Origin of the sequence: Patulibacter sp. NPDC049589 (assembly GCF_040675535.1) — a bacterium.
In the GTDB taxonomy this organism is placed as follows: Bacteria; Actinomycetota; Thermoleophilia; order Solirubrobacterales; family Solirubrobacteraceae; genus Patulibacter.
Map to the genome: position 1 here is coordinate 47820 of NZ_JBFAPC010000010.1, position 14197 is coordinate 62016.

A 14197-nucleotide genomic window follows, 5' to 3' on the forward strand; every position below is an offset into this window, starting at 1 on the left:
GAAGCCTGGATCGCCATGCCCTCCTTCGCCCTGCGCCGCGTCCGCCGCGCATCACCCCTCGTCCTGACCCTCGCCGCGGCCTGCGCCCTGGCCGCCTGCGGCAGCGACGACGACGCCACGTCGACGAACGCCGCGCAGGCGACCGGCACACCACGCAGCGGCGGCTCGCTCGTCTTCGCGACCGAGAAGGAGCCGGAGTGCTTCGACACGCAGGTGTCGCAGTCCGACGTCTCCGGCGTGATCATGCGCAACGTCTACGAGTCGCTCGTCTCGCAGGCCAAGGACGGGTCGTTCAAGCCGTGGCTGGCGACGAAGTGGACCGTCTCGCCGGACGCGCGGACGTACACGTTCGACCTCCGCGACGGCGTCCAGTTCAGCGACGGGACCCCGTTCGACGCCGCCGCCGTGAAGGCGAACCTCGACCGGATCGCGGACCCGAGGACGAAGTCGAAGTACGCGATCTCGCTGCTCGGCCCGTACCGCGACTCCACCGTCGTCGACGACCACACGGTGCGCGTCCGCTTCAAGACGCCGTTCGCGACGTTCCTGCGCAACGCGTCGACGACGTACCTCGGGTTCCACTCGCCGAAGTCGATCGAGGAGCACGGCTCGCGGCTCTGCGCCGGCGGGCCTGATCAGGTCGGCACCGGCCCGTTCCTCCTGCAGTCCTACACGCGCGGCCAGCAGGCCGTGCTCGTCCGCAACCCGAAGTACACCTCGGCGCCGGGCACCGCTACGCACACCGGCCCCGCGTACCTCGACCGGCTGACGTTCCGGTTCATCCCCGACCCGACCGTGCGCGTCGGCAGCGTCGTCGGGTCGCAGGTCGACGCCGCCGACGCCGTCCCGCCCAACCAGCTGCCGAAGGTGCAGCGCGACGCGGCCCTCAAGGTCGTCTCCACCGACACGCCCGGGGTCGGCTACACGTGGTACCTCAACACGACGAACGACCTCTTCCGGGACCGGCGGCTGCGGCTCGCGGTGCAGCAGGCGTTCGACGGCGAGGCGGCCGTCAAGGCCGTCTACTTCGGAGCCTACGCGCGGTCGTGGAGCGTGCTGAGCCCCTCGACGCTCGGCTACGACCCCGCGCTGAAGGGCACCTGGGGCTACGACCCGGCCGCCGCGAACACACTCCTCGACGAGGCCGGCTGGACGGGCCGGGACGGCGACGGCTACCGCACCAAGGACGGCCAGCGGCTGTCGACGCGCCTGCTGTTCGTGCCCGAGTACACGTCCGAGGACCGTGCCGCCCTGGACCAGGCGCTGCAGGCGGACCTCAAGAAGGTCGGCCTCGAGCTCAAGCTCGTGCCGCTGGACTCCGCCGCCTACGAGCCCGTCCGCAACGCCGGCAAGTACGGCCTGATCGGCTTCGCCTGGGGCGGCGGCGACCCCGACCTGCTGCGGGTCCTCTTCGACTCGACGCAGCTCTTCGACGACGGCGGCAACAACGCCGCGCGCCTCGACGACCCGCAGGTCGACGCGGCGCTGCACGCGGGCGGAGCGACCACCGACGTCGCGAAGCGCAAGGCCGCCTACGCGACGGTCCAGCAGCGGCTGATCCAGGAGGGCGTCGCGCTCCCGACCGCCGTCCAGAAGCGCCAGATCGCCGTCGCGTCGAAGGTCTCGGGCCTGACCTTCGACGCCAACGGCTGGCCGCTCTTCTACGACGTCGCGAAGTAGGGCCGTGCGTCCCGGGACCGCCCGCGCCGTCCTGCTCCGCCTGCTCGCCGGCCTCGGCGTCATGTGGGGCGCGGCGACCCTGACGTTCATCGCCCTGCAGCTCGTGCAGGGCGACCAGGTCGCCGGCGTCCTCGGGACGAACTCCCTCGCCACGCCCGCCGTCCGGGCGCAGGTGATCCACGAGTACGGCTTCGACCAGCCCGTGCTCGTGCAGTACCTGCACTGGCTCGGGCGGCTGGTGACGGGCGACCTCGGCCGCTCCTACCAGCTCAACACGCCCGTGACGCAGGCGCTGTCGGGCCAGATCTGGCCGACCGCGCAGCTCGCCGGCGCGGCCACCCTGATCGCGGTGGTCGTGTCCGTCGTCGTCGCGGTCCTGACCACGGGCCGCGGCCGGCGGGTGCGCTCCGCCGCGTCCGGCGCCGAGCTCGTCGCGGTCTCCGTCCCCGCCTTCTGGATCGGCCTGATCGCGCTCACGTACCTGTCGTTCAAGTGGCACCTGCTCCCGGGCGCCGGCGCGACCGGGCTGTCCGGGCTGCTCCTGCCCGCGGCGGTGCTGTCGATCCCGCTGACGGGGATCCTCAGCCAGGTCCTCCGCGAGGGCCTGGACGAGGCGCTGCGCCAGCCGTTCGCGATCAGCGTCCGGGCGCGCGGCGTCGGTCCGACCGCGCTCGTCGCCCGGCACGCGCTGCGCCACGCGCTCGCGTCGCTGGCGACGCTCGTCGGCTGGATGGTCGGCAGCCTCTTCGGCGGCGCGGTCCTGATCGAGACGGTCTTCGCGCGGCCGGGCCTGGGGCGCGTCCTGCTGTCCGCGGTCACGTCCCGCGACCTGCCGGTGGTCTCCGCCGTCGTCCTGCTGGTGGCCGGCGTCTTCGTCGTCGTCAATGTCGTGGTCGACCTGCTCTACCTGCGCATCGACCCGCGCCTGCGCACCCCGAGGTCCGCATGATCCGTCGCCCGTCCCGCGTCGCCCTGGCCGGCGCACCCAGCGGCATCGCGGCCTCGGTCGCGCTCTCCCCGCCGGGCCGCCGCCTGCGCGGCAGCCCGGCGGTGTGGGTCGCCGGCGCCGTGCTCGCGTTGCTCGTCCTCGCCGCGGTGTGGCCGGGGCTCCTGACCGGCCGCGCGCCGAACGACACCGACGTCGCGCACGCGATGACCGGGCCGAGCGGCGCGCACCCGTTCGGCACCGACCGACTCGGCCGCGACGTCTTCGCGCGCGTCGTCCACGGCGCCCGCACCTCGCTGACGATCGGGCTGTCGGCGACCGCGATCGGCCTCGTGGCCGGCGCGCTCGTCGGCGCGGTCGCGGGCTTCGGACCCAAGCTCCTCGACGGCGTCCTGATGCGCCTGGTCGACGTGCTCTTCGCGCTGCCGGAGCTGCTCCTCGCCCTGATCGCGATCGTCGTCCTCGGCACCGGGCCGGCGAACGTCGCCGTGGCGATCGGGATCGCCAGCGTGCCGAACTACGCGCGGCTGGTGCGCGCGCAGGTGCTCGTCGTCCGCGGGACGGAGTTCGTCGAGGCCGCGCGCGTTCTCGGCCGCGGCCGGACGTGGATCGTCCTGCGCCACGTGCTGCCCAACGCGCTCGGCCCCGTCCGCGTGCTGGCCGCGATCTCGACCGGCGGCGCCGTCGTCACCGGCGCGGGCCTGAGCTACCTCGGCTTCGGCCCCGGGCCGCCGTCCCCGGAGTGGGGCAGCATGCTCGTCGACGGCCAGGACTTCATGCAGGACGCGCCGTGGCTCGTGCTCTTCCCGGGCCTCGCCGTCGCGGCGGTCGTCCTGTGCTGCAGCGTCCTCGGCCGCGCGATGCGGGGGCGGACGGCGTGCGCGCGCGGCGACGCGTCGCGCGGGCGACGGACCGGAGGAGCGCCCGCGTCCTCGACCCCCGCGACGGTGGCCGGGCGGCCGGCGCGTCCCCGGCCGCCGACGGAGGGCCCGCGGCGATCGGCGCCGACGCCCCGCTCCTCGACGTCCGCGACCTGCGGATCGCCTTCGGCCACGGCCGGGCCGCGACCGAGGTCGTCCACGGCCTCGACCTCGACCTGCGGCGCGGCGAGTGCCTGGCGCTCGTCGGCGCGTCCGGGTCCGGGAAGAGCGCGACGGCGAGGGCGCTGCTCGGGCTCGCCGGGCCGACCGCGACGGTGACCGCGGAGCGGCTGCTCGTCGCCGGCCACGACGCCGCGGCGCTCGACGAGCGCGCGTGGCGGGACGTGCGCGGCCGCGAGGTCGGGCTCGTCCTGCAGGACGCGCTGTCGTCGCTCGACCCCCTGCGGACCGTCGGCGCCGAGGTCGCCGAGCCCCTGCGCGTGCACACCCGCCTGGACCGCGCGAGCACCGACCGCCGCGTCCTGGAGCAGCTCGCCGCCGTCGGCATCCCGGACCCCGAGCGCCGCGTCGACCAGCACCCGCACGAGCTCTCCGGCGGCCTGCGGCAGCGCGCGCTGATCGCCACCGCGCTGATCGCCGACCCGCCGCTGCTGATCGCGGACGAGCCGACGACCGCCCTGGACGTCACCGTCCAGCGCCAGATCCTCGACCTGCTGGAGCGGCTGAAGTCCGAGGGCCGTGGGTTGCTGCTCGTCAGCCACGACCTCGCCGTCGTCGCCCGCATCGCCGACCGGATCGCCGTCATGGACGACGGCCGGATCGTCGAGCACGGGCCCGCCGACCGGGTGCTGCGCGCGCCGGAGCACGCGGTCACGCGGGCGCTGCTGGAAGCGGTGCCGCGCGGGCGGCGGGCGACGGCGCGCGGTGCGGCCGCCGAACGCGGAACCGCCGGGGGCGGGACGGACACGACCTCCCCCAGCGCGTCCGTGGGCGTCCCCCTCGTCCGCGTCTCGGGCGTCACGAAGCGCTACCGCGAGCGCGGCGGCCGGACGCGCGACGCGCTCGCCGGCGTGAGCGTCGACCTCGACGCCGGCGAGACGCTCGGGATCGTCGGCGAGTCGGGGTCGGGCAAGAGCACGCTCGCGCGCGTCGTCCTCGGGGTGCTCCAGCCCGACGACGGGACCGTGGAGCTGCGCGGCGGCCCGTGGAGCGCGCTGACCGATCGCCGCCGCCGGGACCAGCGGCGGACCTTCGGGCTCGTCCCCCAGGACCCACTCGCGGCCCTGGACCCGCGGCACACCGTCCGGCAGGTCCTCAACGAGAGCCGAGGCGGGGTGCGGCTCCGGCGGCGCGACCACGACGAGGAGCTCGCCCGGCTCCTCGCGGAGGTCGGCCTCGGCGCCGAGCACCTGGACCGCCGGCCCGCCGAGCTGTCGGGCGGCCAGCGCCAGCGCGTCGCGATCGCCCGGGCCCTGGCCGGCGACCCGGCGGTCCTCGTCTGCGACGAGCCGGTCTCGGCCCTCGACGTCCGCGCGCAGGCCCGCATCCTCGCGCTGCTGACCACCGTCCAGCGCGCCCGCTCGCTCGCCGTCCTGCTGGTCTCGCACGACCTCGCCGTCGTCCGCGAGGTCTGCGACCGCGTGGCCGTCGTCCGCGACGGGCTGATCGTCGAGCACGGCCCCGTCGAGGCGATCTTCACCGCGCCGCAGCACCCCTACACCCGGGCACTGCTGGCGGCCACGCCGCGACTGCCGGGGGACGAGGACGAGGCGGAGATCGCGCCCGTACCGACGGAAGAACCCACCACCGGAGCCCGCCGATGACCCTCGAGCTGCGTGGCGGCGTGCGCGCCGCCCCCGTCCTCGGCCGCGACGCGGAGGAGCGCGAGGCCCTGCGCTTCGTCCCCGACCCGCGCGACCGCGACGCCGACCCCGTCCACGTCACCCGCGAGGCGACGCGCAACCAGGAGGACGGGCTCGACAGCGCGCTGGTGACGCAGTCGAGCTCGTGGCCGGACCCGTGGGCCGTCGCCGGCTGGGCGCTCGCGCGGACGACGCGGCTGCGCGTGGTCGCAGCGCACCGGATCGGGACGACCGCGCCGACCGTCGCGGCCCGCACCCTGCAGAGCCTCGACCGGCTCTCCGGCGGCCGCGCCGGCGTGCACCTGATCCTCGGCTCCGCCGACGACGACGTCCGCCGCGACGGCGACGTCCTCGACAAGGCCGGGCGCTACGAGCGCGCCGCGGAGTTCCTCGACGTCTTCGAGCGCACGCTCACCTCCGACGCGCCGTTCGACGGGATCGGCCCGCACTTCCCGGTGCGCGACGCCTGGTCGGGAGTCCGGCCGGCGCCGTACGACGTGCCGGCCGTCGGAGGTTCCCACCCCGGTCCGCCGTGGGACGCCCCGGCCGTCCCGCGAGGACCCGTGGACCCGTGGAGCCCGGCCGACGACGGCGCGGTGGCCCCGCCGTCCGTCGTCCCGACCCCCGCCCGCCCCGAGATCTCCTTCGCCGGCTCCTCCGACGCCGGGATCGCGTTGGCCGCCCGCTACGCCGACGTCTACGGGATCGCGGTCCAGGACCCGGAGCGCACGCGCGCGCAGATCGATCGGGTCCGCGCCGCCGCCGCGGCGCACGGGCGGACGATCCGCATCTGGGCCAACGCGCGGTTCGTGCTCGCCGACGACGACGAGCGCGCCCACGCCCGCGCCGCGGCGATCGTCGCCCGGGCCGGGGAGCTGCACCACCGCGTCCTCGACCTCGACTGGATCCGCCGCGTCGCGCCCGACGGGGCCCCGCCGCCGTCCGCCACGGACGTCCGCGCGCGGGCCCGGGCGTCGGTCGCGAGCGCCACGATCGGGTCGCCGGAGACCGCCGCCCGCGCCGTCGCGGCACTGCACGAGATCGGCGTCGACGTCGTGCAGCTCACGACCGCGCAGGAGACCCCGCAGGACCGCGAGCTGCGCCGCCGGCTGATCAGCGCGGCGCGGTCCGCCGCGGGCGCGCCCGGGCCACGGGGCTCGTGGGCCACCGGCGCCCACGTACCACGGTAGGGTCCCCGATGCGTGGTTTGCGGGGCCCGCTTCTGCGGACTCCGGAAGCGTCCATGCGACACGATCGTGCCCTTCCGGAGGAGACAGCCGCGGCGATTCTCGGTCACGGCCGATTCCCTCGACGCGCTCTACCGTGCGCACGCCCGCGGCATCCTCGTCTTCTTCTCGCGGCGTCTGTCGGACCCCCAGGCAAGCCTGGATCTTCTTGCGGAGACGTTCACCGCGGCGTTCGCGTCGCGGCGAACGTTCAAGGGCGATTCAGAAGAACAAGCCGTCTCCTGGCTCTACGGCATCGCCCAGAACGTCTTCCTCATGCACCTTCGCAGCGAGGGCGCGCGCCGCCGGACGCTCGCGCGACTGCCGGTCTCCCCGCCGCTGCTCACCTCGCCCGAGATCGAGCAGATCGAGAACCTGTCGGCAACGGGCGACGTCCGCCGGCGGTTGTCGAACGCGATGGGTGCGTTGCCCGAGACTCATCGCGAGGCGATCGAGCTGCGCGTCGTCCGCGAGCTAACGTACGGGGAGATCGCCGCGAAGCTCGACATCACCGAAGCGACCGCCCGAGCGCGAGTGAGTCGGGGGCTCCGGGCCCTCGGAGGGCGGGTCGGCCAGATCGACGGTGGTCCGGGGCATGAGGCCTGAGGATCACGAGACTCCGTTGCCGGCCGTCGATGCGCTGGGGGATCAGCTGCACGCCCATCACCGCCGCATCGAGCAGCGGGAACGTCGACGTCGGGTCCTGGGCGTCACGGCCGGCGCGCTGTCGGCCGGGGCGCTCGCTTTCGCGGTGGCCGGCGATCACCTCACCTCGGAGTCCGCGTCCCCCAAACGCGAGCACGTCTTGCGCCGGGGATCGGTCGGCGACGCAGAATGGGAGCTCGTCTCGTCGGCGGACAAGGGCGCCCCTTGCATCCGCGTCCTCGTGGGCGGCACCCCGCGCGGCACCTGCGTTGCGATGGACCGAGCCGCGATCCGTCACGACGCGCAGCAGGTGCCCTCCTCCGGTCGCCTCATCGTCTACGGAGCGGTCGCAAGCAACGTCGCCACTGTGGAGATCACCGACGGGGCCGGACCCCGCCGAAGGTACGCGACCGCACCGGTCGGTGATGCTCATTCCGATGTCCGCTACTTCGTGGCCGCAGTTCGCCAGCAGCGGCGCCACGTGGTCAGGGTGCGTGCGGTGCCGTCCCGCGAACGCCAGGGCCGGAACCCGGATCAGGTGATCCGGGTTCCGGCAACGCCCTGATTCGGCCCTCGCGGATGACGCCGCGCCGCCGTGGACGTTAGGACCTAGCGCTCGGCCCGCTGGGTCGGAACCGCCGTCGGGCGAACCTCGCGACGGAACGTGGCCCCGTCGTCCGATGCCCACGTGAGCGTGTACGGTGCCGTTCCTCGGTAGACGTAGGCCCCGTCTCGTACGGGGATCGTGGTCCGAGCACCGGTCGCACCCACGACGTCGACCGAGTCGACGTCGCTGGGGACGAGGCCGGCGACGACCGGGTGTGGGGCGTCGTTGGCATTTCCCACCAGCACGCCCGGAGGGATCGTGGCGCCGACCTCGCCGCAAGACGATCCGGCCACGCTGCGACCGCTCGGGCGCCAGAGGATGCAGACCTCCCGGTCGCCGTTCTGGAAGGCGAACGCCTCTCCGGAAGCGTCGTTGAAGACGCGACGTGACGTCGTTGCGATCTCCGCCGCAGCTCGCTGATTCTCCGCAGCCGGGCTCGCAGAGGTGAAGACGTCATCGGGCCGCTGGGGACGTGTGAAGGCCTCGAAGCGATCGGCGGCGGCGTTCGCCGTGGAGGAGCGCGACGGTGCCTGCTCGCCGATGGCGGTCGTCGCAGTGGCGAGCCCGCCCGCCGTCGCGGTCGCAGCGGTGATGGCGAGGAGGACGGTGCGCCGCCCGCGCAGGTTCCCGGACGACGTGATCATGTACACGCAGTTGTTGTTCCCGATCGCCACCGCGAGCGTCCGCAGCGATGCCACGGATCGAGTCGTAGTCTCCATCTCTCCTCTTCCTGGTCGATAGGGCGACGGAGGCGTCGTCCTCTCCGGGAGTTGCAACACCGCCAGATCCGTGACAGAGACTTCGACGTGGTCGACTACGGCCTTGACGCGCCGTCGTTCCTGGGAGGTCGCGTCCGGCCAGCACGCGGCGGTCCTGCGGCGGGAGAGCCCGGCGGTCCTCGGGCGCGGATGGGGGCGGGTCCTTCGTGGTGGTCATCGCCCGGCACTCCCAGGGGACGGCGGGGAATTGAGCGGAGGGCAGCGGACGAACCGTCGTCCGTGCCGAGCGACCGCGCTCAGCCGGTGCGCGAGATCGGGAAGCGCCCCGCCCGGACGGCGGCCACGACCGCCTCGTGGTCGGCCGGTCCGACCGGGGCCTGCAGCAGGACCAGGCCCTCGGGATCGTCGACCGGGCGCATCGCGTGCAGGTCCAGGCGGAGCTCGTCGCCACCGGGCGTCCGGACCTCGATCCGGCGGGTCGTGAGGTCCGCGACGCCCTGGCACGTCCACCACTCGTGGAGCTCCGGGAAGTCGGCGTTGAGGACCTCGTAGAGCTCCTGCGTCCGCGGGTCGTCCATCCGGGGCGCCGTCTGCATGCGCATCTGGGCGAGGACGGCGCGGGCCAGCGGCTCCGGGTCGACGAGGCCGGAACGCACCGCCGGGTCGCCGACCAGCGTCCACATGAGGTTGCGCCGCTCCGGGGCGATCTCCGCCGGGTCCGACCAGACCGCCGCGTACGCCGCGTTCCAGGCGGTGATGTCGAGCCGGCGGTCCAGCAACAACGCCGGCGACGTCGGCCAGGCGTCGAGCAGCGGGGACGCGCGACGCACCAGCGCCTCGTGGTCGACCTCGGGCTTGGGCGGCGGCATGTGGCCCGCCAACGCCAGCAGGTGGCGCGACGGCGCGGGCTCCAAGCGCAGCGTGCGGCCGATCGCCTCGAGCACGTGCTTGGAGGCGGCCACCCGACCCTGCTCGATCCACGAGTACCACGCGAGCCCGACCCCCGAGAGCGCCGCGACCTCCTCGCGCCGCAGCCCGGGCGTCCGGCGGCGTCCGTTCACGGGAAGGCCGACGTCCTCCGGCGTGGTGCGCTCGCGGTGCGCCCGCAGGAACCGCCCGAGCTCCTTCAGGTTCGCCGCGTTGCCCGCGTCCGCCGGCGGTCCCTCCTGATCCCGGGCGTCGGACGCCGCGGGTCGGGGGAACGGGAGGACGGGGGACCGGGTCATGGCCCCGCTCATGATAGTCGCTATTCCGATCAGCTTTCGAGATATATGCCGATCCGGGCGATGGCGGCGTCCGCGGGGCCGCCGTCGGGGACCGCGACGTGCCAGCAGTGACCGACCCCCGCCCACGTCTCCAGGAGCGTCGTGCCCCCGGCCTCCGAGGCACGCCGCGCGAACTCGACGCCCTCGTCGATCAGCACCTCCGCCTCGCCGACCTGCACGAGGGTCCGCGGCAGGGCGGCCAGCGCCTCGTCGGACGCGAACAGCGGCGACGCCAGCGGGTCGCGGGGATCGCCGCCGTCGAGGTACGCGGCGGCGGAGCGCAGGCTCGTCGGGCGGCTGATGATCTCGTCGGTCTCGGCGCAGCGCTCGTAGGACTCCGACGCCGCGGTCAGGTCGAGCCACGGGGACAGGAGCACGAGCGCGCCGGGCGGCGAGATCCCGGCGGCGCGGGCCGCCAGCAGCCCGGCCACCGCGAGCCCACCCCCGGCCGATTCGCCGACGAGGACGCGCCGGGCGGGGTCCTCCTCCTGCTCCGCCAGCTGCGCGAGGGCGGCGACGACGTCGTAGACGGCGGCGGGGAACGGATGCTCGGGGGCCAGCCGGTACGCCGGGAGGAGCAGCTGCAGGTCGGCCTCGGCGGCCAGGTGCGACCCGACGCCGACCGCGCCGCGCGGGCCGCCGGCGCGGTAGCCGCCGCCGTGCAGGAACAGCCCGGTCCCGCGCGTGCCGCCGGACGCCGGGGTCACGCGCAGCCCCGGGCGACCGCCGATCGTCGCGTCCTCCACCTCCGTGCCGGGAGCGTGGACGACCCGGTCGGCGAACGCCTCGAGGTTCGCGCGGGTCTCGGCGATCTCCTCCGGGGTCAGCAGCGGGACGGTCGACGGGTCAGACACGGTGGGACTCCTCGGGGGCGGGGGACGGGCGGGACGCGGTGGGCCGGCCGGGCGGATCGACGACGGTCGCGCGCCCGGCGGCCGACGCGGGCCGGGACGACGCGCCCGGGGCCGATGCCGCGGGGCCCCCCGCGGTCGGGCCGGAGGACACGTCGGGCCGCAGCGCCTGGAGCAGCGCCGGCAGCGTCTCGGGCCGCCGGCGCAGCTCCGGGGTCGGGGCGACGAAGAGGTTGATCGCGGTCACCCCGGGGACGACGAAGCGGGCGATCTGCTCGCGGCAGGACTCCGGGCTGCCGTGGATCCAGAGCGCGTCGACGACCTCGTCGGGGATCGCCGCCCCGGCGCCGTGGCGGTCGCCGTGGTCGAAGCGCTCGCCGGACGCCCGCAGCAGGTCGGCCCGGCCGAGCTCGGCGTGGAAGGCCCGGTAGGGCTTCTGGTTGAGGATCCAGCCGAGGAACCCGCGGCCGGTCGCGCGGGCCTCGTCGGCGTCCGCCGTCGGCTGGACGAAGAGCTTCACGACCGTCCGGCGGCCCGGGCGCGGCGCGTCGGCCCGGCGCAGGACCGGGCCGAGGTCGTCGGCGCCCAGGAGGTTCAGGACCGCGCCGTCGGCCTCGTCGTACGCGAGCCGGGTCATCTTCTCCCGCAGCGCCCCGACGAGCACGAGCGGCGGCCGGGCGGGCGCGAACCCGAGGTGGAACCCGCGGGCGGAGAACGTCTCGTAGTCCTCCCGGACGACCTCGCCGCGGAACGCCGCCTTGAGGAACCGCACGGTGTCGCGGACGCGGGCGAGCGGCTTGCCGTGCGGCACCCCGTTGAGCGCGGTGACGTGCGCGGGGACCGACGAGCCGACGCCGAGCAGCACCTCGCCGCGCGTCACCTCGGCGAGCGTGCCGGCCGTCTGCGCCAGCACCCCGTGGCCGCGGGTGAAGACCGGGACCACGCCGGTGCCGACGTTGAGGCGCGGCTGCCAGGCGGCCGCGGCGGTCAGCGGGGTGAACGCGTCGAAGCCGCCGCCCTCGCCCGTCCAGACGTCGGCGTAGCCGAGATCCGGAAAGGCCTCGATCACCCGGCGGTGTTCGAGCAGCGCCCGGCCGGGCAGCGGCAGGTTGACGCCCCAGCGCAGGGGGGCGTAGCCCGGGGCGCTCACGCGGCCGTCCCGGAGTCGTGCCGTCCGGCGCTCGCGCCGCGCGACCGGCGCCCGCGGGACGGGCGGACGCGGGACGGGCGGACGCGGGACGAGTGCGGTTGCGGGGACATGCTCAGACCTCCGAGGTCCGGGTCGTGGGGATCGGGTCGCGGGCGCGGCCGCGGGCGGCGGCCTCGCGGGCGTCGGGACGCAGGCGGGGGTGGGCGAGGGTCAGCGCGCCGACGGTCGCCAGGAGCGCGAGGCCCCCGCCGACGACCGCGACGCCCACGTCGGTGTGGCGGAACGACCCGACGAGGACGACGCCGATCGCGGTGCCGCCGTAGAGGACGGCGGTGTTCCACGAGCTCGAGGTCGCCGCGAGCGAGGGGCGCGCCTGGATCAGCAGCGTCTGGACATTGGCGCCGAAGGCGCCGCTGGCGACGAACCAGACGACGACCGCGGCGCAGGCGACCACGAGCGGGCTGCCGAGCGCGGCCGCGCCGGCGCCGACGCCGAGCAGCAGCGTCCAGCCGGGGATCCAGGCGCGGTCGTCGCGGCCGTCGCGGCGGGCGGCGTCGCTGATCCGGCCGGCGAGGACGGAGCCGATCGCGCTGCCGGTGCCGACGAGCACGCCGAGCAGCCCGAGTGCGGTGACCGACAGCCCGAAGCGGTCGTCCAGGGCGGCGCCGATGAACGTGTAGGCGCCGAGGTTCGCGCCCTGCAGGAGCAGCACGACGATCAGGACGCGCCGGATCAGCGGGTCGCTCCAGACCGCGAAGACGGTCGACAGGCGCAGGCGGGGCGCGGCGGCCCGGGCCTCGGCCTCCGCGGTCCCGCGGTCACGGGTCTGGCGCCAGACGACCGGCAGGACGAGCCCCGAGAGCACCGTCAGCCCCCAGAACGACGCGCGCCATCCGCCGCCACCGGCCAGCAGGCTGGCGAGCGGCACACCCAGCACCTGGCCGGCGGAGAACAGCGCCAGGCCGGACCCGATCGCCCGGCCGCGGGCCTCCTCCGGCGAGCGCTCGGAGAGGTGCGCCCAGATCGACGGACCGGCCAGCGCGGCGCCGAGCGCCCCGACGATCCGGGCGGCGACGAGGACCGCGAGGCTGCCGGCCAGCGCCGCGACGAGGTTGCCGAGCAGGAAGAGGACGGCCCCGGCGACGATCGTCGGCCGGCGCCCGACGCGGTCCGCGACGGCGCCGAGGAACGGGGCGGTCAGCGCGTAGACGAGCGTGTAGGCGGTGACCGTGATCGCCGCCCGCGACTCGGACACGCCGATCGAGTCGGCGATCGTCGGCAGCAGCGGCGAGACGAGGAACGTCTCGGTGCCGATGAGGAACAGCAGCACGTAGACGCCGACGAACCCCCGCCACGGCACGCTCGGCGGGGCCGGCGCGGTGGTGTCGATCCGGCCCGTGCGGCGGGAGCGGCTCATGCGGTGGTGCGGTCGCGGTGCATCCGGACCGATGGTGGGGGCCGCCCGCGGGCCCTGCCAGACCCGTACGCATGCAGATAGTCGGGGTCACAGGCTGGCGGCGGTCCGACGGGGAGCGCCGGGCGCGTGCCCGGCCCGCGGGACCGGGGCCCGGCGCCGGACGGCGCCCGACGGCGGGTCGGAGGCGTCGGGGGACCGCCGCGACCGCCGCCGGGAGGAGCGCGCCTACGCCGCCGCGGCGAGGGGCGCCGGCAGCACGCCGAGCCCCGCCAGCGCCCCGAGGAACCGCGCGGCGACGAGGTCGTGGCCGGCCGGGTTCGGGTGCAGGCGCTCCGCGTCCTCGGGCTCGAGGAAGAGGTGCGCCGACGACGGGCCGAAGACGTCGAGCCCGTCCACGTGGTGGACGTGCCGGTCGCCGTGGTCGCGCAACAGCCCCACGGCCTCCCCCGCGATCCGCCGGCAGTCGCGGATCGTCAGGCCCGACGGGCCCGGGACGTCCTCGCGGTCCGGCGCGAACGTCGTCGACATCACGACGAACGGCGTCTCGGGGTGCGCGTCGCGGACGGTCCGGACGAAGCCGATGATCGCCGCGGCGAACGTCTCGGCGTTGAGCGCGCCGAGCGCCTGGCTGTTGATGCCGACGCACGCCGACAGCAGCGCCGCGGGCCGGTCGCGCATCAGCCGGGCGGTCATCGGCTGCAGGTGGCAGGCGGCGCCGAGCGCCAGCGACGTCAGGTCGAGCCCCGCGGTCCGCGCGACGGTCGCGACCCACGCGCGGCTCGGCGACGCGGCGCCGCGCCCCTGCGAGATCGAGCTGCCGTAGTGGAACCAGGGCGGCGCGTCGGCGCCGGGCGAGACCACGTGTGGGGTACTACGTCCGAAACCTTGCCCGCCGTCGTGCAGGTGGCAGAGCTGTTTGAAGACGATCTCGACGGCTTCGCGATCATC

Annotated in this window: 12 protein-coding genes and 1 pseudogene; 7 read left to right on the top strand and 6 right to left on the bottom strand. The window is 75.5% G+C overall.

Features of this window, described 5'->3' with window-relative positions:
• The first annotated feature begins 15 nt into the window (after nucleotides 1-15).
• The 7 genes and pseudogenes from AB0L40_RS03365 (at nucleotide 16) to AB0L40_RS03395 (ending at nucleotide 7805) form a co-directional block, all read left to right on the top strand.
• Nucleotides 16-1680: an ABC transporter substrate-binding protein gene (locus tag AB0L40_RS03365; RefSeq protein ID WP_364349150.1), complete on the top strand. Its 1665-nt coding sequence runs from the start codon at nucleotides 16-18 to the stop codon at nucleotides 1678-1680.
• A 4-nt stretch (nucleotides 1681-1684) separates the two neighbouring features.
• Entirely contained in the window at nucleotides 1685-2629 is a 945-nt protein-coding gene (locus tag AB0L40_RS03370; protein WP_364349153.1) for an ABC transporter permease, read from the top strand.
• Nucleotides 2630-2832: 203 nt separating this feature from the next.
• Nucleotides 2833-3474, top strand: a pseudogene (locus AB0L40_RS03375) (ABC transporter permease); the annotation flags it as partial.
• A 191-nt stretch (nucleotides 3475-3665) separates the two neighbouring features.
• Nucleotides 3666-5330: an ABC transporter ATP-binding protein gene (locus tag AB0L40_RS03380; protein ID WP_364349183.1), complete on the top strand. Its 1665-nt coding sequence runs from the start codon at nucleotides 3666-3668 to the stop codon at nucleotides 5328-5330.
• Entirely contained in the window at nucleotides 5327-6559 is a 1233-nt protein-coding gene (locus tag AB0L40_RS03385; RefSeq protein ID WP_364349156.1) for an LLM class flavin-dependent oxidoreductase, read from the top strand. The genes AB0L40_RS03380 and AB0L40_RS03385 overlap by 4 nt, the downstream gene beginning before the upstream one ends.
• Nucleotides 6560-6625: 66 nt before the next feature.
• On the top strand, nucleotides 6626-7201 hold the full coding sequence (locus tag AB0L40_RS03390; RefSeq protein WP_364349159.1) for an RNA polymerase sigma factor: 576 nt from the start codon (nucleotides 6626-6628) through the stop codon (nucleotides 7199-7201).
• Nucleotides 7191-7805, top strand: a complete 615-nt coding sequence (locus AB0L40_RS03395) for a hypothetical protein (protein WP_364349162.1) — start codon at nucleotides 7191-7193, stop codon at nucleotides 7803-7805. The genes AB0L40_RS03390 and AB0L40_RS03395 overlap by 11 nt, the downstream gene beginning before the upstream one ends.
• 44 nt (nucleotides 7806-7849) lie before the next feature.
• On the opposite strand, the gene AB0L40_RS03400 is transcribed toward AB0L40_RS03395, so the two are convergent.
• The 6 genes from AB0L40_RS03400 to AB0L40_RS03425 all read right to left on the bottom strand — a co-directional run.
• Nucleotides 7850-8545 (bottom strand): hypothetical protein, encoded by a 696-nt coding sequence (locus tag AB0L40_RS03400; RefSeq protein ID WP_364349165.1) that lies wholly within the window; start codon nucleotides 8543-8545, stop codon nucleotides 7850-7852.
• A gap of 317 nt (nucleotides 8546-8862) precedes the next feature.
• Complete coding sequence (locus tag AB0L40_RS03405) at nucleotides 8863-9792, bottom strand: helix-turn-helix transcriptional regulator (RefSeq protein ID WP_364349168.1); 930 nt, start codon at nucleotides 9790-9792, stop codon at nucleotides 8863-8865.
• Nucleotides 9793-9821: 29 nt separating this feature from the next.
• A complete protein-coding gene (locus tag AB0L40_RS03410; protein ID WP_364349171.1) occupies nucleotides 9822-10685 on the bottom strand; it encodes an alpha/beta fold hydrolase in 864 nt (287 codons plus the stop codon).
• Nucleotides 10678-11832 (bottom strand): LLM class F420-dependent oxidoreductase, encoded by a 1155-nt coding sequence (locus AB0L40_RS03415; RefSeq protein ID WP_364349174.1) that lies wholly within the window; start codon nucleotides 11830-11832, stop codon nucleotides 10678-10680. The genes AB0L40_RS03410 and AB0L40_RS03415 overlap by 8 nt, the downstream gene beginning before the upstream one ends.
• A gap of 112 nt (nucleotides 11833-11944) precedes the next feature.
• Entirely contained in the window at nucleotides 11945-13249 is a 1305-nt protein-coding gene (locus AB0L40_RS03420; RefSeq protein WP_364349177.1) for an MFS transporter, read from the bottom strand.
• 225 nt (nucleotides 13250-13474) lie between these two features.
• Nucleotides 13475-14197: GDSL-type esterase/lipase family protein (locus AB0L40_RS03425; RefSeq protein WP_364349180.1), on the bottom strand; the 723-nt coding region annotated here is incomplete at its 5' end.